The sequence below is a fragment of the Cellulomonas xylanilytica genome, from assembly GCF_007989805.1.
Taxonomy (GTDB): Bacteria; Actinomycetota; Actinomycetes; order Actinomycetales; family Cellulomonadaceae; genus Cellulomonas; species Cellulomonas xylanilytica.
This window is the reverse complement of record NZ_BJUB01000010.1, coordinates 87,863-112,003: the sequence shown is the minus strand read 5'-3', so window position 1 is coordinate 112,003 and position 24,141 is coordinate 87,863. Positions and strand designations below refer to the sequence as shown.

Annotated in this window: 22 protein-coding genes; 5 read left to right on the top strand and 17 right to left on the bottom strand. The window is 73.7% G+C overall.

Features of this window, described 5'->3' with window-relative positions; all coding sequences use genetic code 11:
* Positions 1-10 precede the first annotated feature (10 nt).
* On the top strand, positions 11-1,030 hold the full coding sequence (locus CXY01_RS15845) for a S66 family peptidase (protein ID WP_146928969.1): 1,020 nt from the start codon (positions 11-13) through the stop codon (positions 1,028-1,030).
* Positions 1,031-1,094: 64 nt separating this feature from the next.
* On the opposite strand, the gene CXY01_RS15840 is transcribed toward CXY01_RS15845, so the two are convergent.
* From CXY01_RS15840 to CXY01_RS15800, 9 genes are all read right to left on the bottom strand, one after another.
* Complete coding sequence (locus CXY01_RS15840) at positions 1,095-3,431, bottom strand: glycoside hydrolase family 31 protein (RefSeq protein WP_146928964.1); 2,337 nt, start codon at positions 3,429-3,431, stop codon at positions 1,095-1,097.
* A gap of 41 nt (positions 3,432-3,472) precedes the next feature.
* Entirely contained in the window at positions 3,473-5,431 is a 1,959-nt protein-coding gene (locus tag CXY01_RS15835; protein WP_246125424.1) for an endonuclease/exonuclease/phosphatase family protein, read from the bottom strand.
* A gap of 22 nt (positions 5,432-5,453) precedes the next feature.
* Positions 5,454-6,797 carry an iron uptake transporter deferrochelatase/peroxidase subunit gene (efeB, locus tag CXY01_RS15830; protein ID WP_186813432.1) on the bottom strand — a complete coding sequence of 448 codons (1,344 nt, stop codon included), beginning with the start codon at positions 6,795-6,797 and terminating at the stop codon, positions 5,454-5,456.
* A gap of 14 nt (positions 6,798-6,811) precedes the next feature.
* Complete coding sequence (gene efeO / locus CXY01_RS15825) at positions 6,812-8,014, bottom strand: iron uptake system protein EfeO (RefSeq protein WP_146928957.1); 1,203 nt, start codon at positions 8,012-8,014, stop codon at positions 6,812-6,814.
* A gap of 29 nt (positions 8,015-8,043) precedes the next feature.
* Entirely contained in the window at positions 8,044-8,904 is an 861-nt protein-coding gene (efeU, locus tag CXY01_RS15820) for an iron uptake transporter permease EfeU (protein ID WP_146928954.1), read from the bottom strand.
* Positions 8,905-9,017: 113 nt separating this feature from the next.
* Entirely contained in the window at positions 9,018-9,524 is a 507-nt protein-coding gene (locus CXY01_RS15815) for an NUDIX domain-containing protein (protein ID WP_146928951.1), read from the bottom strand.
* A 7-nt stretch (positions 9,525-9,531) separates the two neighbouring features.
* Positions 9,532-11,331: an acetyl/propionyl/methylcrotonyl-CoA carboxylase subunit alpha gene (locus tag CXY01_RS15810; RefSeq protein ID WP_146928948.1), complete on the bottom strand. Its 1,800-nt coding sequence runs from the start codon at positions 11,329-11,331 to the stop codon at positions 9,532-9,534.
* A 209-nt stretch (positions 11,332-11,540) separates the two neighbouring features.
* The gene (locus tag CXY01_RS15805; protein WP_146928945.1) at positions 11,541-12,020 is read right to left on the bottom strand and encodes an aromatic ring-opening dioxygenase LigA; all 480 of its coding nucleotides are present in this window, start codon (positions 12,018-12,020) and stop codon (positions 11,541-11,543) included.
* Positions 12,021-12,136: 116 nt separating this feature from the next.
* Positions 12,137-12,778 carry a Maf family protein gene (locus tag CXY01_RS15800; protein ID WP_146928942.1) on the bottom strand — a complete coding sequence of 214 codons (642 nt, stop codon included), beginning with the start codon at positions 12,776-12,778 and terminating at the stop codon, positions 12,137-12,139.
* A gap of 146 nt (positions 12,779-12,924) precedes the next feature.
* On the opposite strand from CXY01_RS15800, the gene CXY01_RS15795 reads away from it, so the two are divergent.
* A complete protein-coding gene (locus CXY01_RS15795) occupies positions 12,925-13,620 on the top strand; it encodes a vitamin K epoxide reductase family protein (protein WP_246125422.1) in 696 nt (231 codons plus the stop codon).
* A 56-nt stretch (positions 13,621-13,676) separates the two neighbouring features.
* Here the strand turns inward: CXY01_RS15795 and CXY01_RS15790 are convergent, their stop codons facing one another.
* The 4 genes from CXY01_RS15790 to CXY01_RS15775 form a co-directional block, all read right to left on the bottom strand.
* Positions 13,677-15,329, bottom strand: a complete 1,653-nt coding sequence (locus CXY01_RS15790; protein WP_146929191.1) for a DUF885 domain-containing protein — start codon at positions 15,327-15,329, stop codon at positions 13,677-13,679.
* Positions 15,330-15,457: 128 nt separating this feature from the next.
* Positions 15,458-15,688, bottom strand: a complete 231-nt coding sequence (locus CXY01_RS15785) for an acyl-CoA carboxylase subunit epsilon (protein ID WP_146928936.1) — start codon at positions 15,686-15,688, stop codon at positions 15,458-15,460.
* Entirely contained in the window at positions 15,685-16,275 is a 591-nt protein-coding gene (locus tag CXY01_RS15780; RefSeq protein ID WP_146928933.1) for a hypothetical protein, read from the bottom strand. Before CXY01_RS15780 ends, CXY01_RS15785 begins: the two co-directional genes overlap by 4 nt.
* On the bottom strand, positions 16,272-17,894 hold the full coding sequence (locus tag CXY01_RS15775; protein ID WP_146928930.1) for an acyl-CoA carboxylase subunit beta: 1,623 nt from the start codon (positions 17,892-17,894) through the stop codon (positions 16,272-16,274). Before CXY01_RS15775 ends, CXY01_RS15780 begins: the two co-directional genes overlap by 4 nt.
* Before the next feature lie 96 nt (positions 17,895-17,990).
* On the opposite strand from CXY01_RS15775, the gene CXY01_RS15770 reads away from it, so the two are divergent.
* Together CXY01_RS15770 and CXY01_RS15765 are read left to right on the top strand one after the other, a co-directional pair.
* Complete coding sequence (locus CXY01_RS15770; RefSeq protein ID WP_146928928.1) at positions 17,991-18,851, top strand: biotin--[acetyl-CoA-carboxylase] ligase; 861 nt, start codon at positions 17,991-17,993, stop codon at positions 18,849-18,851.
* A gap of 14 nt (positions 18,852-18,865) precedes the next feature.
* A complete protein-coding gene (locus CXY01_RS15765; RefSeq protein ID WP_246125420.1) occupies positions 18,866-19,942 on the top strand; it encodes an adenylate/guanylate cyclase domain-containing protein in 1,077 nt (358 codons plus the stop codon).
* Here the strand turns inward: CXY01_RS15765 and CXY01_RS15760 are convergent.
* Positions 19,939-20,673 carry an SOS response-associated peptidase gene (locus tag CXY01_RS15760; protein WP_146928922.1) on the bottom strand — a complete coding sequence of 245 codons (735 nt, stop codon included), beginning with the start codon at positions 20,671-20,673 and terminating at the stop codon, positions 19,939-19,941. The two genes, CXY01_RS15765 and CXY01_RS15760, sit on opposite strands and share 4 nt — an antisense overlap.
* A gap of 80 nt (positions 20,674-20,753) precedes the next feature.
* Here CXY01_RS15760 and CXY01_RS15755 point away from each other — a divergent pair, with 80 nt between their 5' ends.
* The gene (locus tag CXY01_RS15755) at positions 20,754-22,055 is read left to right on the top strand and encodes a multidrug effflux MFS transporter (RefSeq protein ID WP_146928919.1); all 1,302 of its coding nucleotides are present in this window, start codon (positions 20,754-20,756) and stop codon (positions 22,053-22,055) included.
* A 6-nt stretch (positions 22,056-22,061) separates the two neighbouring features.
* Here CXY01_RS15755 and CXY01_RS15750 read toward each other — a convergent pair whose 3' ends face one another.
* The 3 genes from CXY01_RS15750 to CXY01_RS15740 form a co-directional block, all read right to left on the bottom strand.
* Entirely contained in the window at positions 22,062-23,288 is a 1,227-nt protein-coding gene (locus CXY01_RS15750) for a pyridoxal phosphate-dependent aminotransferase (RefSeq protein WP_146928916.1), read from the bottom strand.
* 62 nt (positions 23,289-23,350) lie between these two features.
* Entirely contained in the window at positions 23,351-23,479 is a 129-nt protein-coding gene (locus tag CXY01_RS15745; protein WP_146928913.1) for a molybdopterin oxidoreductase, read from the bottom strand.
* A gap of 132 nt (positions 23,480-23,611) precedes the next feature.
* Entirely contained in the window at positions 23,612-24,139 is a 528-nt protein-coding gene (locus CXY01_RS15740; RefSeq protein ID WP_146928910.1) for a hypothetical protein, read from the bottom strand.
* Between the last annotated feature and the right edge of the window lie 2 nt (positions 24,140-24,141).

The following is a 24,141-nucleotide window of genomic DNA, read 5'->3' as shown; positions in this document are numbered from 1 at the left end:
AAGGAGCGACATGCGCTACCCCGCCCCGCTGCGACCCGGTGACGTCATCGGCGTCACGTCGCCGTCGACGGGTGTCTCGGACGCCCTCCGGCCGCGGCTCGACTTCTGCGTCGCGGACCTGCGCAGCCGCGGGTTCGAGGTGGAGGTCGGGCGCTGCATGGACGGGACCGGCGCGACGAGCGCACCGGCAGCCGAGCGTGCCGCGGAGCTGACCCGGATGCTCACCGACCCGCGGGTCCGGGCGGTCGTGCCGCCGTGGGGCGGTGAGCTGGCGATCGACCTGCTGCCGCTGCTGGACATCGACGCGATCGCGCAGGCGGAGCCGACCTGGCTCGTCGGCTACTCCGACATCAGCACGCTCCTGCTCCCGCTGACGCTGCTCACCGGGATCGCGACCCTGCACGGGCCCCCGCTGATGGACACCCCGTTCCGTGTCCCGGCACCTCTCCTGCACTGGCTCGACGTGGCGACCGCGCCTGCCGGCGCGACCGTGACACAGGGCCCCGCGAGCCACCACCAGAAGGCGTGGGCCGACTTCGAGGCACAGCCCGAGGTGAGCGAGATGGTGCTCACGGAGCCGTCGCGCTGGCGCTCCCTCGGGGGCCGGGAGGTGGGCACGCTGCGGGGACGGCTCCTGGGCGGCTGCCTGGAGACCGTGTCGATGCTGCCGGGCACGCCGTTCGGAAGGATCGACGGGTTCCACGGGTCGCACGACGACGGTCTGCTCGTCTACCTCGAGGTGGCGGAGGTGGACGCGTTCGCGGCCGCGCGCATGCTGCACCATCTCCGCCTCGCCGGCTGGTTCGACCGCGCGACCGGCGTCCTGCTGGGGCGGACGAGCGCTCCGGGCTCACGCGTCTTCTCGCAGCTGGACGCGGTGCAGGACGCGCTCGGCATGCTCGAGGTCCCGGTCCTCTACGACCTGGACATCGGGCACGTGCCGCCTCAGCTCGCACTGGTCAACGGGGCGATCGCCGAGGTGTCGCTCGCCGCGTCGGGCGCCGGCACGATCGTGCAGCACCTGCGCTAGCCCGCTCGTCGAACCCGACACCAGTGACGGCACAGGCACCTGACCGGCACCCAGGTCGGCTTCGTCAGGTGCGGGCCAGGAGCAGCTCGCCGACCGCGGTGGCCACAGGGGCGTCCAGGTCCAGGGACTGCAGGTGCGACGCGCGGACCGACAGCGGGGCGTCCGACGTGGCGATGCCGTGGATGCGGGTCTTCAGGTCGTAGCTGATCCGCGCGCGGTCCAGGAGCGTGAACAGGCGGCCGGCGACGTCGTTCGGGGCGAGCCGCGGGTCCGGGCCCAGGTCGATGGTGAGCGTGGCGTCGACCGGGACGTCCTCGACGGTCACCGAGACGCGGTCGCTCTGCCGCTCCACGTGGCCGGCCAGCCCGCGGACGACCGGGGTGCCGTCGAACGCCAGGAACGTGACCGTCCAGGTGCGCGTGGTGGGCAGGCAGCCGACGAGCCCCTCGGCGGGGTGCACCGTGAACGTGCCGGCGGCGGACGTGAGCCGGGTGCGGGCGATCCCGTCGGCGGTGCCGTCGTCCTCGACCAGCGTGAACGACCCGTCGGCACCGACGACGACCAGCACCTCGAGCGACGCCGGGTTCGCGGGGTCGTTGCCGGGGACCGCGGCGCCGTCGAGCGGGACGATCGCGCCGGCCGGGGCGAGCACGGGGATGCTCGTCAGGTCGCGGTGGAGCAGCAGCTCGCGGCCGCCGTCGTAGACCAGCCCGGTGAACACGTCGACCCACGTGCCCTCCGGCAGCCACGCGCGCACGGAGGCGAGCCGGGTGTGCGGGTCCGCGGGGCTGGTCAGGGGCGCGACCACCAGCTCGGTGCCGAACAGGAACTGGTTCGGCTGGTCGTAGGCCTCGTCCGACGACGGCCACCGGTGGTACAGCGGCTCCACCAGCGGGCGGCCGTGCGCGGCGCGGTGGTTCATCGTGTGCAGGTACGGCAGCAGGCGGTGCCGCAGCCGCAGGTGCTCGGTCATGACCGCGTGCGCGGCCGGCTCGAACGTCCACGGCTCCTTGGCGGTGAACGGGTTGGCGCCCGAGTGCAGGCGCAGGATCGGGGAGAACACCCCCAGCTGCAGCCAGCGCGTGGCCAGCTCGTCGTCCTTGCCGCCGAACATGTGGCCGCCGATGTCGTGGCTCCACCAGCCGTAGCCGATGTTCGACGCGGTCGCCGTGAAGTACGGCTGGAACGCCAGCGACGCCCACGAGATGACGGTGTCGCCGCTGAACCCGACCGGGTACCGGTGGCTGCCGGGCCCGGCGTAGCGGGAGAACGTCAGCGGCGTGCGGCCGTCGCGCGCGCTGTCGAGGAAGTGGAAGTGGTTGAGCATCCAGAGCGGGTCGATGCCGGCGACGCGCGAGTGCGGGCCGGACTGCCAGTCGAGCCACCAGAAGTCGACCCCGTCGTCCTCCAGCCCTCGGTGCAGCACGTCGAAGTAGGCGTCGAGGAACGCGCGGTCGGTCACGTCGAACGGGATGGCGTCGTCGGTGTCCCGGCCCAGCGCGGCCTTCATCGCGGGGAACGCGTCCTCGTGCGGCCGGACGCCGTCGGCGGGGTGCACGTTGAGGGTGACCCGCAGGCCGCGCTCGTGCAGGGACGCCAGGAACGCCGCCGGGTCGGGGAACAGGGACCGGTTCCACGTGTAGCCGGTCCAGCCGCTGCCGAGGGCCGGGTCGACGTCGGTGACGTGCCAGTCCATGTCGAGCACGGCCACGCTGAACGGCAGGCCCTCGTCGGCGAACCGGTCGAGGAGGGCCGCGTAGCTGTCGGCGGAGTACCGGTGGAACCGGCTCCACCAGTTGCCGAGCGCGAACCGGGGCAGCAGCGGCGTCGGACCGGAGACCGCGTAGAACGCCTCGACGGCCGCGCGATGGTCGAGGCCGTACGCGAAGACGTACAGGTCGGTGCGCGTCCCGTCACGAGGGGCCACCCAGCCCTCGTCGTCGAACACCATCGACCGCGAGTCGTCGAGGACCGCGAAGCCCTGTCGCGACACGACACCGGGCTCGAGCGGGATGGCGCCGTCGGCCAGGTCGAGCGTGCGGGCGGTGCCGCCGAGCCCCGTCGGCTCCTCGCCGTAGCGCCACACCGAGTGGTAGGAGCTGATGCCGCCGAGCACCGCCACGCTCAGGCCGCTCGTGCTGAACGGCCTGCGGTCGTAGACGAGGTGGAAGCGGGCGGTGAGGACCTCGACGTGGGTCGGCGACTCGATCACCCGGAAGTCCGGCACGGGGAGCCCGCGGTTCAGGGCGAACGTGGACGCGCGGTCCTCGAAGACGCCGTCGGGGGAGTGCTCGAGCCGGACCAGCCCGTCCGTCAGGACCGTCAGCCGGTACGTCGGTCCGAGGACGACCGCGCGGGGGTCGGCGACCGGACGGGAGGGCAGGGGCGTGCGGGACGTCATGGGTCGAGTCTGCCCTGGGGTGCGGCAGGCGTCGTCCGGGCTCAGTCGTCGACGGTGAACGTCGCCACCAGCGGCCGGTGGTCGGACAGGTCGGTGGACGCGGCCGTGGCCTGGTCGAACGTCACCCCCTGGCCGAGCACCCAGTCGATCTTGTACGCCGGGTCGAGTGCCGGTGACGTGAGCGAGTCGTCGTCCGGCGCGACCCACCCGGCGGCCTCCAGCAGGTCGATCTCCGGCCAGCCGGGCTCGGCGTTGAGGTCGCCGGCGAGGATCGCGGGCGGTGTGACCGGCTCCGCGTCGGCCAGGGCCTCGAGCTGCTCCAGCCGGGTCGGGGTGTTCGACTCCCGGTGCTGCGTGTGGATCGACGTCACACGCAGCGGCGTGCCGTCGGCGGTGGTCAGCGTGGTCGACAGCGCCGAGCGGCTCTGCGGCCCGGCGCCGTAGGGCAGCGCGTGCACGACGGAGTCGGTCAGCTCCGAGCGGGCCAGCACCGCGTTGCCGAACTGGTGGTCCGCCGCGGGCGCGAAGTGGATGGTCATGCCCAGCCGGTGCGCGAGCCACGTGGCCATGTCGGAGCCGCCGCCGAACACCCAGCCGCGCTGGACCTCCTGGAGCGTGACGACGTCGGGGTCCTGGGCCTCGATGGTCGCCGCGATGCCCTCCAGGTCCACGGCGGTCAGCGGAGAGACCCCGTAGTGCAGGTTCCAGTCGACCAGCGTGAGGGGCTCGTCGGCCGCCCGCGCGGGCACCGCGGCGCCGGTGGTGCTCGTCGTGGACGGCACCAGCCCGACGACGGCGAGGACCACCGCCGGCAGGACCAGCAGCCGCACGGAGCTGGTGCGGGCGGGCAGCCGGTCGGGGCTCGTGATCGCCGGGACGGCGCCGGGGGTGCGCCGGCGCAGCCCGGACAACGCGAGGCCGACCGCCGCCAGGACGATCACCCAGACGTTGTCGACCGGCAGGGGGACGTCGTAGTCGAGCATGTACAGCAGCAGCGGTCCGATGGTGCCGAGGCCCACGACCAGGGTGGCCGCACCGGTCCGAGGGATCCCGCGCGGGGCCGGCCGGTGGGCGCTCAGGGCGGTGGCGAGCACGATGCCGAGCGTGAGCTGCAGGACGACCACCGCGACCAGTGCCCCGATGCCGGTGAGCCACAGCGCGCACGCCACCCCGGCGACGAGCAGCACCGCGGCGGTGACGCGCACGGCGGCCGGCCACGGGTCGGGTCGTAGGAGGGTCCAGACGCCGAGGGTGTTGGCGACGACGACCACCAGTCCCGCCCAGCCGAGCGCGACCCCGGACTGCGAGGCCACGAACGCCGGGTTGGCAACGATCATCGCGGCGAGCGCCAGGAACAGCCCGAGCACCCACAGGCGGCGGGGCCGGCCGGTCGCCTCCGCCGACGACGCGGCCGTGAACGCGACGAGCCCGCGGGCGGTCACCACGACGCCGACCGCGAGGACGACGGCGACCACCCAGCCGGTCCACCCGTCGCGCCAGACCGCGTCCCACGTCCCCAGCACGAGCTGCAGCCCGACGGACAGGCCGCACCCGAGCATCAGGCCGATGGCCGCCTGACGACCCCCGGCGGGCCGGCCGGCGACGAACGCGACCGCCAGGGTGAGCACCCCGACGGCCACCGCGACCGTGACCAGGCCGACCACGAACAGCGCACCGCCGCCGAGCGCCTGGACCACCAGGCGCAGCACACCGAGCACCCCGGCACCGACCAGCAGGGTGCGGGCGTCCGGCGTCCCCGACGTCCGCCCGACGGCCAGTAGCAGGAGCGCGGCGACCAGGCCCGCGCCGGCGTAGGTGCCCAGCGCCGTCAGTGCGGCCTCGACCACGCCGGCCGCGAACGCCCGGTCCAGCAGCGGGCCGCTCGCGCGGATCATCTCGACGGCCAGCACGGTCAGCAGCGCCACCAGCCAGGCCCGCGTCGGGGTGCCGGCGTCGGGGGGCGTCCGGACGGCAGGGTCGGCGGGCGGGGTGGACGTCACGCGCGCGACAGTACCCCGCTGGTCAGGCGAACAGCTGCTGCCCCACGAACGGGCTGTCGGCCGTGGTGACCGGGGTGCCGTCCGCCCCGGTGACCAGCGACCCGTCCGGGACGCCTGGTGGGACGGCGAACAGCCCGGAGCCGGTGTGCGTCAGGTACTCCATGAGCACGTCGTCGCGGGACAGCGCCGCCTGCACGGGGATGTAGTGGGTGCGCGGGTCGCGGACGAACGCGACGAAGAACAGTCCGGCGTCGAGCCGGCCGAGCGCGTCGTTGCCGTCGGTGAAGTTGTAGCCGCGGCGCAGCATCCGGGCGCCGTCGTGGCTCGACGGGTGCGCCAGCCGGACGTGCGAGTCGACCGCGATGAGCGGGGCCCCACCGCGCCCCTGCGCCGTGAAGTCCGGCTCGGTGAACTCGGTCCCGCCCGACAGCGGCGCGCCCTCGCCCTTGGTGCGGCCGACGAGGTTCTCCTGCTCGCGCAGGGAGGTCCGGTCCCACGTCTCGATGCGCATCCGGATGCGGCGGGCGACGAGGTACGAGCCGCCCGCGAGCCAGCCCGCCGAGGCCGGCACCCAGACGTGCTCGTCGAGCGCGTCGGTCTCCTCGGCCTTGACGTTCGCCGTGCCGTCCTTGAACCCGAACAGGTTGCGCGGTGTCCGCTGGGCGGTGCTCGTCGACGACGTGCGCCCGTACCCGAGCTGCGTCCACCGGATGGTCGCGGACCCGAACGCGGCCCGGGACAGGTTCCGGATGGCGTGCACCGCGACCTGCGGGTCGTCCGCGCACGCCTGGACGACCAGGTCGCCGTCGCTGCGGGCGGGGTCGAGGTCGTCCGCGGCGAAGTGCGGGAGCGCGACGAGCCCGTCGGGCAGGCGGTCCGCGAGCCCGAACCGGTCCTCGCCGGGCGTCCCGTCGGGTCCAGGGGTGCCCACGAACATCGACCGGCCGAGACCGAACGTGATGGTCAGCCCTGCCGGGGGCAGGTCCGCGGCCTCGCCGGTGTCGTCCGGAGGAGCGTCGTACGGTCCCGACGCGGGTCCGAACGGCCCGGCCGACAGCCCCTGGGTGAGCCGCGCGGCGATCGTGGTCCAGCGGCGGAGCAGCTCGACCAGCTCGTCGCGGGACGTCGTGGTGAGGTCGAACGCAGCGAGGTAGAGCCGGTCCTGCGCGGGCGTGACGATGCCCGCCTGGTGCACCCCCGTGAACGGGTACGTGCCGGTGCCCGTGCTTGCGACGGCCGGCCCGGGCGCTGTCGCAGTCGCGCGGCCGACGCCGAGACCGGCGACGACCCCGGCGGCCGCGAGGCCGCCGCCGAGGCCGAGGACGGCGCGCCGGGAGAGCCGCGGGCCGTCGGTCTCGTCGTGCACGTGTGCTCCTTCGGTCAGGCGCCCGTCACCGTGGCGGTGAGGCGGGACAGGGGCTCGGACAGGGCGTCGACCGCGGCGGCGAGGTCCTTGACCTGCTCCTCCGTGAGCTGGTCGTAGTACGTGAAGCCGGCCTCCAGGGAACCCTGCTCCGCGAGCAGCGCGTCGATCTCCTCGAACCGGGTGGCCAGCGTGTCAGCCAGCTCGGGGTCCTCGGCCTCGACCACGTCCGCGAGGACCTCGTAGCCCACGCGCGCGCCGTCGACGTTGGCCTGGAAGTCCCACAGGTCGGTGTGCGACCAGATCTCCTCCTCGCCGGTGACCTTGCCGGTGGCGACCTCGTCGAGCAGCTCCTTGGCGCCGTTGGCGATCTGGAACGCCTCGAACGTGAAGTCGGGGGAGTTCACCTCGTCGACCAGCTGCTGGGTGTACGTCACCAGGTCGGCCGCGGCGGCGTCCCGCTGCTCGGGTGTCAGCGGCACGTACGTGACCCCGCCGTTGGCGTCCGGCGCCGGCTGCCAGAGGTCCTTCTCGATGAGGTGCCAGCCGCTCCACGTGGCGCCCTCCTCGACGTCCGCCTCCCGCAGGTCGAGCAGCGGGTCCAGGTCGCCGAACGACTCGGCGACGGGCTCGACGCGCTCCCAGTGCGCGCGGGTGTCGGCATAGAGGGACTTCGCGGTCTCGTCGTCCCTCGCGGTGTACGCGGCGGCGAACGCCTCCGTGCCGGCGATGAGCGAGCCCACCTGGTCCTTCACGTACGCGACGTAGGACGCCTCGGCGGCGGCGAGCTGGTCGGCGGTGTCGCCCGTGGGTCCCACCTCGACGCCGGTGTCGTTCACCGTGAACTCCGCACGGATGCCGTCGCCGACCATGCCCGGCTTGCACGCCGTGTAGTACGTGCCGGGCTTCACCTGGACGACGAGGTCACGGGTCAGTCCGGGGCCGACGTTCTCGACCTCGGAGATCACGCGCAGGCCGTCGTCGCCGAGCAGGTAGAACTCGGTGACGTCGTCGCCCTCGTTGGTGACCGCGAACCGCACGGTGCCCGAGTCCGCCTCGGCGGCCGACACGTCGCACGCGTCGGCGGTGGAGGTCACCGTCAGCACGCCGGCACCGGCGGACGCCCCGGGCTGCGCGGGGTCGTTGGGCACGCACGCCGCGACGAGCGGCAGGACGAGCGCGGCTGTGACGGCAGCGACGAGCGTGGGACGGCGGGACATGGGTCTCCTCGGAGAGCGCGTCGGGTGGGTCAGGCGGCGGAGGTGCGCACGGCGGGAGCGACGGCGGGAGCCGACGGACGGGCGGGTGCGGAGCCCCACGTGGTGCGGACGAAGAAGTACAGCGTCGGGAGGATGTAGGCGGTCCAGGCGATCGCCTGGAGCCACGTCGTGGCCGGCGAGAAGTTGACGGTGCCCTTGAGCACGGAGCCGTACCAGCTGCTGGGCGGCACAGCGGCCGAGACGTCGAAGACGAGGTTGTTCAGGCCCGGCAGGATGCCGGCCTCCTGCAGGTCGTGGACGCCGTAGGCCAGCACGCCGGCCGCGACGACCACGAGGAAGAGCCCCGTCCAGGCGAAGAAGAGGCGCAGGTCGAGACGGATCGCTCCGCGGTACACGAGCCAGCCGAGCAGCACCGCGGTGGCCAGCCCGAGGGCGGCCCCGACCAGCGGTGCCGCGTTCCCGCCCGTCGCCTGCGCACCGGCCCAGAGGAACAGCGCGGTCTCCAGCCCTTCGCGTCCGACCGCGAGCAGTGCCACCACCAGGACGGCGCGCTTCCCGTGGCCGACGGTGTCGTCGAGCCGGTGGTGCAGGTCGCCCTTGAGGTGGCGGGCCGTGCGGGCCATCCAGAAGATCATCCAGGTGATGAGCCCGACCGCGACGATCGAGAGCGTGCCGCCGATGGCCTCCTGGGCCTCGAACGACAGGCCCGAGGGACCGAACGTCAGGACCGCGCCGAACCCGAGCGAGACGAGAGCAGCGATCCCGACACCGGCCCACAGGGCGGGCAACTGGTCGCGGCGACCGGTCTTGACCAGGTAGGCGACGAGGATGCTGACGACCAGCGCGGCCTCGAGGCCTTCGCGCAGGCCGATCAGGTAGTTGGCGACCATGGGAGGCTTTCGGCTGGGAAGCGATGAGGCGAGCCTTACCTCACGTCGCGGACACTACTCCCGCCGACGAGCCCCGCGCGACACCGTCCGTCCGCGGCTTCCTGTGAGGCCGGTCACCCGTGGCCGAGGCCGACCAGGCGCTCGCGGAGGTGGGGCCAGGCGGCGGCGAACGCGGGGAGCAGCGGCAGGGCGGCCACCTCGTCGACCGGCACCCAGCGCAGCTCGACGCTCTCGGCGTCGGTGACGGTCGGCTGCACCGGACCCACCTCGTCGGCGATCACCGTGGTGTAGGACCAGTCGTCGTGCTGCAGCACGCGCGACTCGCGCAGCCGGACGCTCACGCGGTCGATGCCCGCCTCCTCCTCGGCCTCGCGCAGCGCGGCGTGCTCCGGGGACTCGCCCGGCATCCGCGCGCCGCCCGGGACGCCCCAGGTACCGCCCTGGTCGCTCCACAGGGCGCGGTGCTGGAGCACGACGGCGAGCGGGGTGCCGTCGGCGTCACGACGGACCAGCAGCAGCCCGGCGGCGCCGTGCAGCCCCCAGTGCCGGCGACCGCACGCGCACTCGACCCAGCCGTCGCCGGGCTGGCGCGGGTGGTGGGCCGGTGGCGCGTCGCTCACGCCCGCGTCAGCCGACGATCTCGCAGATGGCCGTGCCGGCGCTCACGCTGGAACCGACGCCCGCCGACAGCGCGGTCACGGTGCCGGCGCGGTGCGCCACGAGCGGCTGCTCCATCTTCATGGCCTCGAGCACGACGACCAGGTCGCCCTCGGCGACCGTGGCGCCCTCGGCGACGGCGACCTTGACGATCGTGCCCTGCATGGGCGAGCTCAGCGTCGTGCCGTTCCCGCTGCTCGTCGCGCGCGCCACCCGGCGGACGGGCCGGCGCGCCGACGGGCCCGACGACCCGCGTCCGGCGTTGCCCGGTCCGCGGCCCAGGGCCAGCGCCGCGGGCAGCACGACCTCGAGCCGCTTGCCGCCGACCTCGACGACCACGCGCTCGAGGGCGGCGGGCTCCTCGTCCTCGTCCTGCGCCTGCTCGGGCGCGGCGCTGAGGGCGGCGACGGTCTCGGCGAACTCGGTCTCGATCCAGCGGGTGTGCACCGAGAACGGCTCGGCGGGGTCGGTCGGGGCGAAGGCCTCGGCGTCCAGCACCGCGCGGTGGAACGGGACGACCGTCGGGATGCCGACCACCTCGAGCTCCGCCAGCGCGCGGCGCGCCCGGGCGAGCGCCTGGGGCCGGTCGGCGCCCGTCACGATCACCTTGGCGATCATCGAGTCGAACAGCCCGGAGACGCTGTCGCCCTCGACGACGCCCGAGTCCACCCGGACCCCGGGGCCCGACGGGAAGCGGAGCTTCGTGATGCGTCCGGGGGCCGGCAGGAAGCCCTTGCCCGGGTCCTCGCCGTTGATGCGGAACTCGATCGAGTGACCGCGGGACTCCACGTGGTCGTAGCCGAGCGGCTCGCCCGACGCGATGCGCAGCTGCTCGCGGACCAGGTCCACGCCGCTGATCTCCTCGGTGACCGGGTGCTCGACCTGCAGACGCGTGTTGACCTCGAGGAACGAGATGATGCCGTCGGCGGAGACCAGGAACTCGCACGTGCCTGCCCCGACGTAGCCCGCCTCGCGCAGGATCGCCTTCGACGACTCGACTAGCTGGGCGTTCTGCGCGTCGGTGAGGAACGGCGCGGGCGCCTCCTCGACCAGCTTCTGGTGCCGGCGCTGGAGCGAGCAGTCGCGGGTGGACACCACGACGACCGTGCCGTGCTGGTCCGCCAGGCACTGCGTCTCGACGTGCCGCGGGCGGTCGAGGTACCGCTCGACGAAGCACTCGCCGCGCCCGAACGCCGCCACGGCCTCGCGCGTGGCCGACTCGAACATCTCGTCGATCTCGCTCGACTCGCGAGCGACCTTCAGCCCGCGACCGCCGCCGCCGAACGCGGCCTTGATGGCGACGGGGAGGCCGTGCTCCGCGACGAACGCGTGGATCTCCTCCACCCCCGCCACGGGGTCGGGAGTCCCGGCGACGAGCGGGGCGCCGGCGCGCTGGGCGATGTGCCGCGCGCTGACCTTGTCCCCGAGGGCGTCGATGGCGGCCGGCGGGGGACCGATCCAGACGAGGCCGGCGTCGAGGACGGCCTGCGCGAAGCCGGCGTTCTCGGCCAGGAACCCGTAGCCGGGGTGCACGGCGTCGGCCCCCGAGCGCCGCGCGACGTCGAGCAGCTTGGGGATGTCGAGGTACGTCTCGGCCGCGCGGGCGCCGTTCAGGGCGAACGCCTCGTCGGCGACGCGCACGTGCAGCGCCTCACGGTCGGTGTCGGCGTAGACGGCGACGGAGCCGATCCCGGCGTCGCGACAGGCGCGGGCGATGCGGACGGCGATCTCACCGCGGTTGGCGACGAGGACCTTGGAGATGGCGGGCACGGCTCACCGTAACGCCCTCGACGATCCGCGCCGACGCGGGCGCGGCGTGCCCGGACAAGATTGTCGATCCGGCCAAGCCCGTCGGGGCCTCCTTGTAGGGATCCTCAGGCGACCTGCCCGTGATGCCCGCTCTGCGCCGACGCGATTGTCCGGACACCACAAGAGCGACGAGCCCGGCCCCGTGCGGGACCGGGCTCGCGCGGTCGGCGTCAGACGCTGGCGAGACGGTTCTCGTCGGTCCGCGCGGGGGCGACCGGTGCCGCGGGCGCGAGGCGCCGCAGGGCGAGGCCGACGAGCCCGAAGAGGACGCCGACGCCCACGACGAGGGCAGCGACACCGAAGGCGACGACCGACGTGAACAGCGAGGCCCGCAGGAAGGAGCCGTTCATCGCGACGGCACGCAGCGGGTCCTCCTTGTCGAGCTCGGCGTACGTCTTGCCGCCTGTCGCCTCCAGGGCGTGGTCGTTGATGATCTCGGCCTGCGCGAACGCCTCCCACGGGGTGTCGACCGTCTGCCCGCCGAAGGCGGCGGCGTCGTCGGAGACCGTGATGTTCTCGGCGGCGAGGTGGGACGCGACGGCGCTCCAGGTGACGCCTCCCGCGATGACGAGCGCGACCCCGGCGATGATCACCAGGAGGCCGGAGATGCGGACGAAGCGGTGGCTCGGTGCTACCGGCTGAACAGACATGTGGTGTCCTCGGGCGCCCTGCGCGGGCCCGGCCTGCCCGGGCTCCGATGGGCCTCTCGGGCTGGCCCACGCGTCGATCGTTCCGCGCCGACCGGTGCTGCCGTCAGGGACCTAGGTCACCTTGTTCGCCACAGGTCCGAGATGCGTACACCTACCTCGCCGAGGAGCTCGCGCAGCAGCGGCAGGCTCAGGCCGACGACCCCGTGGTGATCGCCCTCGATGCGCTCGACGAACGGGCCGCCCAGGCCGTCGATCGTGAACGCGCCGGCCACCGCGAGCGGCTCGCCCGTCGCGACGTACGCGTCGATCTCCGCGTCGGACAGGTCCGCGAACCGGACGGTCGTGGACGAGGTCGCCCCGAGCATCGCCGGCACGTCGCGCTCGTCCATCAGCCAGTGCCCGGTGTGCAGCACGCCCGACCGGCCGCGCATCAGCCGCCACCGCTCGGTCGCCTGCGCCGCGTCCGCGGGCTTGCCGTAGATCTCGCCGTCCAGCTCCAGCATCGAGTCGCAGCCCAGCAGGAGCAGGTCGTCGGCGTCGTCCAGGTCCTCGGGCAGGTTCCGGGACACGTCCTCGACCTTCGCCTGGGCGAGCAGCAGCACCGCGTCCGCGGGGTCGAGCACCCCGAACCGCTCGCGCGCGGCCGCCAGGACCGCCTCCTCGTCGACGGCCGACACGGCGACGAGGGGCTCGATCCCCGCGGCGAGCAGGGTGGCGCGGCGGGCGGGCGAGGCGGAGGCGAGCAGCAGACGGGTCACGGGTGGGGAGCCTAGTTCGTCGGCGTTGATCGGGACTCTCGACCCGTGCACCCGGCACAGGGCGTCAGGGCACAATGGGCGCGCTGTGGTCGGGTGCGGCGGGCGGTACCGCCGGTCCGAGGTCACGAGGGACGCGAGGAGACGCCGTGGGTGACGCGACGAGGTCGTCGGCGAACGAGCTGGACGGGGACGACCTGGACGACTTCGACGAGCTCGACGTCGACCCGGATCCGGACCTGCTGGAGCCTCCGTCGCAGGCGTGGCGGGCGCGGACCGCGATCGAGATGGTCGTCTCGGGCGCGCTCGGCCTGCTGGCGTCCTTCGTGCTCTCGATCGACGCGCTCAAGCTCGCGGCGGACCCGAACGCCGACCTGGGGTGCAACGTCAACGCGGTCATCAGCTGCGGCACGGTCGCGCTGAGCCCGGAGGCGACGCTGTTCGGCTTCCCCAACGCGTTCCTCGGCATCGCCGCCGAGGCCGTGGTCATCACGGTGGCCGTGGCGGTCCTCGGGCGCGTGGTCTTCCCGCGCTGGTTCATGCTCGGCGCCCAGGCGATCTACACGCTGGGCTTCCTGTTCGCGTGGTGGCTGTTCTTCGTGTCGTACTTCGGCATCGGTGCCCTGTGCCCCTGGTGCCTGCTCATCACCGTGACGACCACCCTCGTCTGGGCCGGCCTGACCCGGCTGAACGTGCGCGAGGGCGTCATCTCGTTCCCCGGCCGCTGGGGCCCGGCCGCCCGGCGCTTCGTCGAGCACGGCAACGACTGGTTCGTGACCGTCGCGCTCATCGTGCTGATGGCCGTCGCGATCCTGGTCAAGTACGGCTCGATCATCCTCGCCTGACCGCAGACGCACGACGGGCCGGCGGCAGCAGCCGCCGGCCCGTCGTCGTCCTGTGCTCAGCCGGCGAACGCCGTGCGGAGCACGTCGAGCGGCAGGGCGCCCATGCCCAGGGCGCGGGCGTGGAAGGCCTTGAGGTCGAACTCCTCGCCCGCGGCGCGCGCCTCGGCCGCCGCGGCGTCCCGCGTCTGCTCCCAGAGGCGCTGGCCGATCTTGTACGACGGGGCCTGGCCCGGCCAGCCCAGGTACCGGTTCCACTCGAACCGGATGAACGCCTCGGGCATGTTGATGTTGGCCACGAGGAACGCCCAGCCCTTGTCGGCGTCCCACGTCCCGCCGCCCCACTCCGGCGGCGCCTCCAGCCCGAGGTGCACGCCGATGTCGAACACGACGCGGGCGGCGCGCATGCGCTGGCCGTCGAGCATGCCCAGCCGGTCGCCCGGGTCGTCGAGGAAGCCGAGGTCGGCCATGAGCCGCTCGGCGTACAGGGCCCAGCCCTCGCCGTAGCCGGACGTCCAGCACGCCAGCCGGCGCCACGTGTTCAGCGTCGCGCGCTGGAACACCGCCTGGCCGATCTGCAGGTGGTGGCCCGGGACGCCCTCGTGGTAGACGGTCGTCTTCTCGCGCCACGTGTTGAAGGTGGTGACCTCCGGGGGCACCGACCACCACATGCGCCCGGGGCGGCTGAAGTCGTCGCTGGGCCCCGTGTAGTAGATGCCGCCGTTCTGCGTCGGTGCGATGCGGCACTCGAGGGTGAGCACCGGGACGGGGATGTCGAAGTGCGTGCCGTCCAGGGCCTCGATCGCCGCGTCCGACGTCTCCTGCATCCACGCCTGCAGCGCCGCGGTGCCGTGCAGGGTCCCCGCGGGGTTCTCGTCGAGCTTGGCGACCGCCTGCTCGACCGTGGCGCCCGGACCGGCGATCTGCGCGGCGACCGCCTCCTGCTCGGCGACGACGCGGGCGAGCTCCTCGAGCCCCCACCGGTACGTCTCCTCCAGGTCGACCGTGGCACCGAGGAACGCGCGCGACCACAGGGCGTAGCGCTCGCGGCCGGCCGCGTCCTCCTGCGGGGCCTGCGGCGCCAGCTCGTCCCGCAGGAAGGCCGCCAGGGTCGCGTACGCGTCCCGGGCCGCGGTGGCGCCGTGCTCCAGCTCGGCGCGGACCAGCGAGCACGCGGCCGACTCGTCCAGGACCGCGTCGACGTCGGCCCCGGTGATGAAGGTGGTGAAGAAGGACGTGGCAGGGTCGGCCAGCTCCTGCGCCTGGCGGGCGGCCTCTTCGACCTGGCGGATCGCGGCGACCGCGCCGCTGCCCGCGGCCAGCCGCAGGGACTCGACGTAGCCGTCGACCGCGAACGGCAGCGCGTTGAGACGGGCGGCGATGTTCGACCACGCCTCGACGCTGTCGGTCGGCATGATGTCGAAGACGTCGCGCAGGTTCTGGACCGGGGACGCGATGTTGTTGAGGTCCCGCAGGAACTCACCGGCCTCGTGGAGCTCGAGCTCCAGGCCGAGGCGCTCGCGCATCGCGGCGAGCGTGATCTGGTCGATCTCGTCCGTCGGGGAGGCGCCGTCGAGCTGCTGCAGCGTCGCGCGCGTGAGGTCCGCACGGGCCTGGAGCCCGGCCGGGGAGTGGTCGGTCATCTCGTGGTCGTGACCCGCGATGCCCATGCTGGTCGCCGCCAGCGGGTCGAGGGTCGCGTACTGGGTCATGTACGCCTCGGCGATCGTGTCGATCGGGGAGGGCGGGCGCTCGGTGAGCGCGTCCGGGTGGGTGGGCGTCGTCGTCACCCGCCCGACCCTACTCGCGGGTACGCGCCGACCGGAGCACCTGCAGGTCGTCAGGCGCGCAGGCTCCAGCGCCACGCGTCCGGGCCGGGACGCAGGCCCACGCGGCTGCCGCGCATCGTGCGGCGGCGGTCGGCCCAGGGCGCCGCGACCGCGTGGTCCCGCTGCTCGGCGAGGCGTGCGCGCTCGGACGCAGCCGCCATCAGGCCGGCCACCAGGGCGGCCAGCTCCAGGTCGTCCGGGGTGCCCCGGACGACCTGCACGTCCGCGTCGCGCGCGCTCATGATCTCCCCGTCACGTCGTCGCCGTCCTCGTCGTCCAGGTCGTCCTCGTCCTCCTCGAACGCGACCGCCGCCCCGCGGGACGCGCCCCACTCGCCGACCTCGAAGCCCGCGTCCACCAGCCGCTGGGCCAGGTCCGCACCGCCCTGCTCGACGACGTCGAGCACGGACTCCAGCGAGAGGTCCGACGTCCCCGGCGGCGGTCCGACGACGAAGCCGAGGTGGAACGTGTCGATCTCGGCGTCGCTGCGCGGTCCGTCGGCGTCGCCGTGCTCCTCCTCGCCCCACGACATCCCGGTCAGGTCGGCGTGCAGGCCCAGGCGCTCGTGCAGCAGGTCGTACAGCCGGGCGTTGAGGCCGCCGATCTCCGACTCCAGCACCAGGATGCGCGGGTCCTCGTCGGCCTCCCTCGACCCGAACTCGGCGCGGACGCCCACGGCCGCGTCCACGTAGCCGTGCAGCGCCGCGGAGAGGGCGGCGACCGCCGCGTGCAGGTCCGTCGCGTCGACCCCGACGAGCGGGTCCGGGCCGTGGGCCGGGTCGTCGTGACCGCCGTGCTCGTCGTGGCCGCCGTGCTCGTGCTCGCTCACAGCGGGATGTTCCCGTGCTTCTTGGGGGGAAGGCTCGCGCGCTTGGTGCGCAGCAGGCGCAGGGCCTTGGTGATCTCGGTGCGGGTCTGCGACGGCGGGATCACCGCGTCCACGTACCCCCGGTCGGCCGCGTCCCACGGGTTCACGATCGCCTCCTCGTACTCGGCCGTCAGGCGCCGGCGCTCCGCCTCGACGTCGCCACCCTCGTCGGCGACGGACTTCAGGGCGCCACGCTGCAGGATGTTCACCGCGCCGCCGGCGCCCATGACGGCGATCTGCGCGGTGGGCCAGGCCAGGTTGACGTCGGCACCGAGCTGCTTGGAGCCCATGACGATGTACGCGCCACCGTACGCCTTGCGGGTGATGACGGTGACGAGCGGGACGGTGGCCTCCGCGTACGCGTAGATGAGCTTGGCGCCCCGCCGGATGATGCCGTTCCACTCCTGGTCGGTGCCCGGCAGGAAGCCCGGCACGTCGACGAACGTCAGCACCGGGATGTTGAACGCGTCGCACGTGCGCACGAAGCGGGCGGCCTTCTCGGCGGCGTTGATGTCGAGCGTGCCCGCCATCGCCAGCGGCTGGTTGGCCACGATCCCGACCGGGTGCCCCTCGACGTGCCCGAAGCCGATGAGCACGTTCTTCGCGTACAGGGGCTGGACCTCCAGCAGGACGCCGTCGTCCAGCACGTGCTCCAGGACCGTGCGCATGTCGTACGGCTGGTTGTCCGAGTCGGGCAGGAGGGTGTCGAGCTCCTCGTCGGTCTCGCTGACCTCGAGGTCCGTCTCGTGGTCGAAGGTCACCGGGTCGGTGAGGTTGTTCTGCGGCAGGTAGACGAGCAGCGAGCGCACGTAGTCGAGCGCGTCGTCCTCGTCGGACGCCATGTAGTGCGCCACGCCGGAGCGGGTGTTGTGCGTCGTCGCACCGCCCAGCTCCTCGAAGCCGACGTCCTCCCCGGTCACCGCGCGGATGACGTCGGGACCCGTGATGAACATGTTGGACGTGCCGTCAGCCATGACGATGAAGTCCGTCAGGGCGGGGGAGTAGACCGCGCCCCCCGCCGACGGGCCCAGGATGAGGCTGATCTGCGGGATGACCCCGGACGCGGCGACGTTGCGCCGGAAGATCTCCGCGAACTGCGTCAGCCCCGCGACGCCCTCCTGGATCCGGGCGCCACCCCCGTCGCTGATCCCGATCAGCGGGACGCCCGTGCGCAGCGCCAGGTCCATCACCTTGGTGATCTTCTGGCCGTGCACCTCACCCAGGCTGCCGCCGAAGACCGTGAAGTCCTGCGAGTAGATGCACACCGGACGGCCGTCGACCGTCCCGTGCCCGACGACCACGCCGTCGCCGGGGATGCGCTTCTTGTCCAGGCCGAAGTTCTGGGACCGGTGCCGGACGAACGCGTCCAGCTCGGTGAACGAGCCCGGGTCCAGGAGCTGCTCGATGCGCTCGCGGGCGGACCGCTTGCCGCGCGCGTGCTGCTTGTCGACCGCCGCCTGCTCGGCGGCCTCGGCGGCCTCGTAGCGGTCGGCGAGGTCGGCCAGCTTGGCGGCCGTGGTCCGCGGGGCCGTCTCGACGGGCTGCTGGGGGCGAAAGCCGTGATGGTCCGTGTCAGTCACCCGACCGAGGCTAGTTGTCGGAGCCCTCCATGCACGTGCAGGCGGATCACGGTTCTGGTCGCGTCGGGGTGTCGGGTTCCCACAAGGCGCGCCATCATGGGCGCTGTGCCCTCCCTGCGCGTCGCTGAGCTCCGCGACCTCCTCCTCGCCCCCGCCGGACCGCTGACCCGGGTCGAGGTGGTCGAGGCCACCGGGTCCACCAGCACCGACCTCGCCGACGCCCTGCGCGCCGATCCGACGTCGTGGCCCGACGCGAGCGTGCTCGTCGCCGAGCACCAGACCGGAGGGCGCGGCCGGGCCGGACGCACCTGGGAGACGCCGCGCGGGACCTCGTTGACCTGCAGCTTCGTCGTCCACCCGCCCGTGCCGGCCACGTCGTTCGGCTGGATCGGGCTGCTCACGGGCCTCGGCGCCGTCAACGCGCTGCGGGCCACCGCGGGCGTGGCGGCGACCCTGAAGTGGCCGAACGACCTGCTGGTCCCCGCCGAGACCGAGGTCGAGGGGTGGGGCGCGGCGCGCAAGGTCGGCGGGATCCTGGCGGAGGTCGTGGCGCTCCCCGCGGGGCAGCCACCCGCGGTCGTCATCGGGATCGGCATCAACGTCCTGCAACGTGCCGACGAGCTCCCCGTGGACAGCGCCACGTCGCTCGCGCTCGCGGGCGCCCAGCACGTCGATCGCGAGGGGATGCTCGTCGCCCTCGTCGCCGCGCAGGTGGAGGTGGCGCAGCGGTGGCGCGACTCCGGCGGGGACGCGGTCGCCTCCGGGCTCGCCGACGAGGTCGCGGCCGTGTGCAGCACCCTCGGCTCGCGGGTGCGCGTGGAGCTCCCGGGCGACCGGGTGGTCAGCGGTCTGGCGGCGCGGCTCGACGACGACGGTGCCCTCGTGGTCGTCGACGACGACGGAGCGTCCCACCGCGTGCTCGCGGGTGACGTACGCCACGTCCGCTCGGCGCGGTGAACTACCCTCGACCCGTGCCGGACGATCGATCGCAGGACCTCGACTTCCTCGAGTCGACGGTGGGGGAGCTCGACGCCGAGCTGCTCGGCGGGCCTCGCACCCTCAGCGCGCACGACCTGGCCGAGCGCGCCGGCATCGACATCGACGTCGTCCGCGGGTTCTGGACCACCATGGGCCTGCCGCACGCCGACCCCGACGAGCCGATCTACACCGAGCGTGACGCCGAGGCCATCGACCGCGCCGCCGCCCTGGTGCGCGAGCACGGGCTGGACCTGCGCACCGTCATCACCGTCACCCGCGCCCTCGGCCACACCTCCGACCGGCTCGCCCTGTGGCAGGTCGAGGCGCTCGTGGAGGACATGGCCGGCCGGTACGAGCTCGACGACACCTCGGCGCGCCTGCTCGTCCTGGACCGGCTGGCATCGCTCGCCCCGGTGCTCGAGGCGCAGCTCGTGCACTCCTACCGCCGCCAGCTCGCCGCGATCGCCGGCCGCTACGCCGCGGAGTTCGGCCAGCTGCGCGACCCGGGACCCGACCGGTCCGTGCTGCCGCTCGCGCGGGCGGTCGGGTTCGCGGACATGGTGTCGTTCACGCGCCGCACCGCCGGCCTGGGCTCCACCGACCTCTCGCAGTTCGTCCAGCGCTTCGAGGCAGCCGCCCGCGACGTCGTCTCCGCCAACGGCGGGCGCGTGGTCAAGACCATCGGCGACGCGATCCTCTTCGTCGCCGACAGTGCCGCGACCGGCGCCGTGATCGCGCTCGGGCTGGCCGACGCCCTGGGCAAGGAGCTCGACGTCGACCGTGAGACCACGACCGGCGGCCTCTTCGAGGGGGCCCGTGGCGTCACGCCCGTGCGCGTCGGGCTGGTCTGGGGGCGGGTGCTGTCGCGGTTCGGCGACGTCTTCGGGCCCGACGTGAACCTCGCGGCGCGGCTGACCGACATCGCGGACCCCAGCACCGTCCTCGTCGACGAGGGGACCGCCGCGGTGCTGTCGGCCGACCCGCGGTTCGTGCTCGAGCCGCGGCCGGCGCGGCGGCTGGCGGGGATCGGCTCCGTGGCGCCCGTGCGGCTGCGGTCCGCGAGGGCCTAGGCCTCCTGCGGGTCGACCTCGGCCACCAGCGACGGGCCGTTGTTCGCGACGGTGTTGACGGCGGTCGAGACCGGGGTGGCGACGATGTCCGGACCGGGCGTCTCCAGCAGCTCGCGGGCGCCGTCGGCACCGACGGCCGGGTCCAGCCACGCCGCCCACGCGTCGGCGCGGAGCATCAGGGGCTGGCGGTCGTGGATGTGGGCGAGCTCCTCGGAGGCCGGTCGCGTGATGACGGTGGCGCTGACCACCCAGCGCGCCGGGTCGTCGTCGGCCTTGGTGGGGTCCTTCCAGAACTCGTACAGGCCCGCGAGCGCGACGACGTCCCCGTCGGCGGGGTGCAGGTAGAAGGGCTGCTTGCGCTTGCTGCCCGACGCCGGGTCAGCCTTCTTCCACTCGTAGTAGCCGTCGGCGGGCAGCAGCGCGCGGCGCACGGCGAACGGGCGCGCGAACGCCGACTTCTCCTCGAGGGACTCCACGCGCGCGTTGATCATCCGGCTGCCCACGGAGATGTCCTTGGCCCAGGACGGCACCAGGCCCCAGCGGGCGACGCGCAGCTGGCGGGTGATCTCCCCGGTCTCCTTGTCCGCGCGTTCCACCACCATGCGGACGCCGTCGGTGGGGGCGACGTTCCAGGACGGGCCGAGCAGCCGGACGTCGTCGGCGACGGTCGCGATGGCGAACTCGTCGGCCAGGGCCTGGTCCTCGCGGAAGGAGGCGTATCGACCACACATGGGTCCAGCCTGCCAGGTGCTGCCGACATCACACCGCTCTCGGGTCGAATCGATTCGTTCTTCGTGGGAGAATCGTGGGGATGAGCTTGCGCACCACCACCTCCGCCCAGACCGCCCCCGCGCCGGTCGCGGCCGCCGTACCCCCTGTGACGTCACCGGGGACGGGCGCCGCGGCCGCCCCACAGTTCCGGCCGAACGCCAAGTACGTGCTGATGCTGGGGCTGATGTGCGCCCTGCCGGCCATCTCGACGGACATGTACCTGCCGTCGCTGCCCGACGTGGCACGCGACCTGAACACGTCGGCCACCGCGGCGCAGCTGACCATGACGGCGATGCTCATCGGCGGTGCCGTGGGCCAGCTGGTCATCGGGCCGCTGTCGGACCGGTTCGGGCGACGCAAGCCCGTGCTCATCGGTGTGGTGCTGCACGTCATCACGTCGCTGCTGTGCGCGATCGCGCCGGCCATCGTGCCGCTCATCGCGCTGCGCAGCGTGCAGGGGTTCTTCAACGCGTCGGCCACCGTCGTGGCCATGGCGATCATCCGTGACCGGTTCGTCGGTGCCGACGCCTCCCGGCTGATGTCCCGCCTCATGCTCGTGATCGGTGTCGCGCCGTTGTTCGCCCCGTCGCTCGGTGGGGTCATCGCCGGCCAGTGGGGCTGGCGGTCGGTGTTCCTCGCCCTCGCCGTGTTCGGCGTCGTGCTGTGGGTCGTCGTCTGGCGCCGGCTCCCGGAGACGCTGCCCCCGGAGCGACGCCGTCAGGGTGGGCTGCGCACCGCCCTGTCCGGCTACCGCTCGCTGGTCACGGACCGCCACTTCGTCGCGCTGGCGATCCTGCCCGGCCTCGGGATGGCCGTGCTCATGAGCTACGTCGTCGCGTCGCCGTTCGTCCTGCGCGAGGGCTACGGGCTGTCGTCGACCGCGTTCTCGCTGCTCTTCGCCGTCAACGGCCTCGGCCTCGTGCTGGGCGCCCAGGTCAACGCGGCCCTCGTGCGGCGCGTCGCCCCGATCCGGATCGTGCGCGTGGTCCTGCCCGTCTCGCTCGGGCTCACCGGCGTCCTGCTGGCCCTCGCCATCACGGGCTGGGGCGGCCTCATCGCCCTCCTCGTGGTGCTGTGGCTGATCCTCGCGCTGGTGAACTTCGTCCCCCCGAACGCCTCCGCGCTCGCGCTCAGCCGGCACGGGGAGATCGCCGGCACGGCCGCCGCGGTCATCGGGTCGATGCAGGCGGGCGTCGCCGGGCTCGTGAGCCCCCTGTCGGGGCTGCTCGGCGGGGATGCCGTCGCGATGGCGGCCGTCATGGTCGGCGCCTCGGTCGCAGCCCTGCTCGTGCTCGCGCTGGCCACGCCGGCGTACCGCCGCGACGGCGCCTGGGCGGTCTGACCGCAGTCAGCCGCGGTGGAGCCGGTGGAGACCGGCCACGGCCTGCTCCAGCACCTCGTCGCGCTTGACGAACGTGAACCGCACCCAGGACCGCAGCGCGCGGTCGACGTCGGACCCCGCGTGCGTGAACGCGGTGACGGGCACGCCGACGACCCCGGCCAGCCCGGGCAGGTCCCGGCACAGGGCGACGCCGTCGGTGTACCCCAGCGGCGCCGCGTCGGCCAGGACGAAGTAGGTGCCCTGCGGCCGGACGACCGCGAAGCCGGCGTCCTCGAGCCCGGCGCACAGCAGGTCGCGACGCCGCGACAGGGAGTGCGCGAGCTCGACCACCCACGCCGCGACGTCAGGGTCGCGCAGCGCGAAGGCCACCGCGGGCTGGAACGGCGCACCGTTGACGTAGGTGAGGAACTGCTTGACGGTGCGGACCGCGGCGACCAGCGGCTCCGGCCCGGTGACCCAGCCGATCTTCCATCCGGTGAACGAGAACGTCTTGCCCGCCGAGGAGATGGTCAGCGTGCGCTCGGCCATCCCCGGCAGCGTCGCGACGGGCACGTGCCGGGCCGTCCCCGGGCCGTCGAGCACCAGGTGCTCGTACACCTCGTCGGTGACCACGAGGGCGTCGTGCTCGACCGCGAGGCGGGCGATCGCGGCGAGCTCCTCGCGGTCCAGCACGGTCCCCGTGGGGTTGTGCGGGGTGTTCACCAGCACCAGCCGGGTCCGTGGGGTGAACGCGGCCGCGAGGGCGTCGAGGTCGAGGCGGAAGCCGTCCGGGCCCGCGACCAGGGGCGCCGTCGTGTGGGTGGCACCTGCGAGCGCGATCACGGCCGCGTAGGAGTCGTAGAAGGGTTCGAGCGTCAGCACCTCGTCGCCCGGTCCGGCCAGCGCGAGCACCGTGGCGGCGAGGGCCTCGGTCGCGCCGGCCGTGACCAGGACCTCCCGGTCGGGGTCCCAGTGCAGCCCGTAGTGCGCCGCCTGGTGCTCGGCGACGGCCTCGCGCAGCGCGGGGATCCCCGGCCCCGGCGGGTACTGGTTGGCGCCTGCCGCGATCGCGTCCGCGGCGGCCCGGGCGACGGAGGCCGGGCCGTCGACGTCGGGGAAGCCCTGGCCCAGGTTCACCGCCCCGGTGCGGGCGGCCAGCGCCGACATCTCGGCGAACACGGTGGCCCGGGGGACGCCGTCGTCGCCCAGCAGCCCGGTCGCGCGGGCGACGTCCTGCCAGCGGGGTGGGGTCATCCGACGAGGCTACGGGGTGCCGCCGGGGACCCGTCGGCGACGGGTCGGGAGCGCAGGTGCGCTCAGACCACCAGTCCGGCCGCGGCGCTCAGACCCGCGACCACGACCAGTGCGAGGGACGACCAGGCTCCGACGATCCACCACTCCACGTGGTGTCGCCGCAGAACCCGCTGCGCCTGTCGTTCGGCCATGTCTTGAAGATCGGCACGGGACGCCTCAGGTACAACATCCCGCGCCGACGTGTGCGGAATTCACCCGATCACCACGCAACGGATCGTCGTCCGGGCACAACCGGACGACGATCCGTGCCGTCCGCGGGCGGATCAGCCGGCGGCTGCGCTCTCGAGCTTGTCGCCGAGCGTGGTCAGCTGCTGGGCGAGCTGGTCGAGGGAGGCCGCCGCCTCACCCGCGGCGTTCGCCTTGGCCGCGTCGAGCTCGGCCTTCGCGTCAGCCACCTGGGCCTCGGCGTCGGCCAGCGCCTGCTGCGACGCGGCGGCACCCTCGGCCTCGGCCTGCTCGAGCGCCGTCTGCGCGCTGGAGACGGCGGTCTGCGCGTCGGTGACGGCCTGGTCGGCCTGCGCCTTGGCGGACTCGTCGAGCGAGCCGAGCTGCGCCTTGACGTCCTCGATCTTCTGCTGGGCGGCGTCGGCCTCGGCCTTGGCGTCGTCGACCTGCGCCTTGAGGTCGTCGATCGCGCTGCGTGCCTCGCCGGCCGCGTCCTTGGCCTGCTGCGCGGCGTTGTCGATGTCCGCGTCCGAGCAGGCGGCGAGGCCGAGGGCCAGCAGGGCGGCGACGACGGGGGCGCCGGCTCGGGCGAGGCGCGGGCGGTTCGGGCTCGTCGGGGCGGGCATGG

What these genes read in the sequence shown, in the direction of transcription:
- CXY01_RS15805 (WP_146928945.1), bottom strand. Translation starts at nt 12,020, where the DNA reads ATGTCTGTTCAGCCGGTAGCACCGAGCCACCGCTTCGTCCGCATCTCC.
- CXY01_RS15770 (WP_146928928.1), top strand. Translation starts at nt 17,991, where the DNA reads ATGGGCGCTGTGCCCTCCCTGCGCGTCGCTGAGCTCCGCGACCTCCTC.
- CXY01_RS15790 (WP_146929191.1), bottom strand. Translation starts at nt 15,329, where the DNA reads ATGACCCAGTACGCGACCCTCGACCCGCTGGCGGCGACCAGCATGGGC.
- CXY01_RS15740 (WP_146928910.1), bottom strand. Translation starts at nt 24,139, where the DNA reads ATGCCCGCCCCGACGAGCCCGAACCGCCCGCGCCTCGCCCGAGCCGGC.
- CXY01_RS15840 (WP_146928964.1), bottom strand. Translation starts at nt 3,431, where the DNA reads ATGACGTCCCGCACGCCCCTGCCCTCCCGTCCGGTCGCCGACCCCCGC.
- CXY01_RS15760 (WP_146928922.1), bottom strand. Translation starts at nt 20,673, where the DNA reads ATGTGTGGTCGATACGCCTCCTTCCGCGAGGACCAGGCCCTGGCCGAC.
- CXY01_RS15785 (WP_146928936.1), bottom strand. Translation starts at nt 15,688, where the DNA reads ATGAGCGCGCGCGACGCGGACGTGCAGGTCGTCCGGGGCACCCCGGAC.
- efeU (WP_146928954.1), bottom strand. Translation starts at nt 8,904, where the DNA reads ATGGTCGCCAACTACCTGATCGGCCTGCGCGAAGGCCTCGAGGCCGCG.
- efeO (WP_146928957.1), bottom strand. Translation starts at nt 8,014, where the DNA reads ATGTCCCGCCGTCCCACGCTCGTCGCTGCCGTCACAGCCGCGCTCGTC.
- CXY01_RS15750 (WP_146928916.1), bottom strand. Translation starts at nt 23,288, where the DNA reads ATGACCCCACCCCGCTGGCAGGACGTCGCCCGCGCGACCGGGCTGCTG.
- CXY01_RS15845 (WP_146928969.1), top strand. Translation starts at nt 11, where the DNA reads ATGCGCTACCCCGCCCCGCTGCGACCCGGTGACGTCATCGGCGTCACG.
- CXY01_RS15745 (WP_146928913.1), bottom strand. Translation starts at nt 23,479, where the DNA reads ATGGCCGAACGACAGGCGCAGCGGGTTCTGCGGCGACACCACGTGGAG.
- CXY01_RS15755 (WP_146928919.1), top strand. Translation starts at nt 20,754, where the DNA reads ATGAGCTTGCGCACCACCACCTCCGCCCAGACCGCCCCCGCGCCGGTC.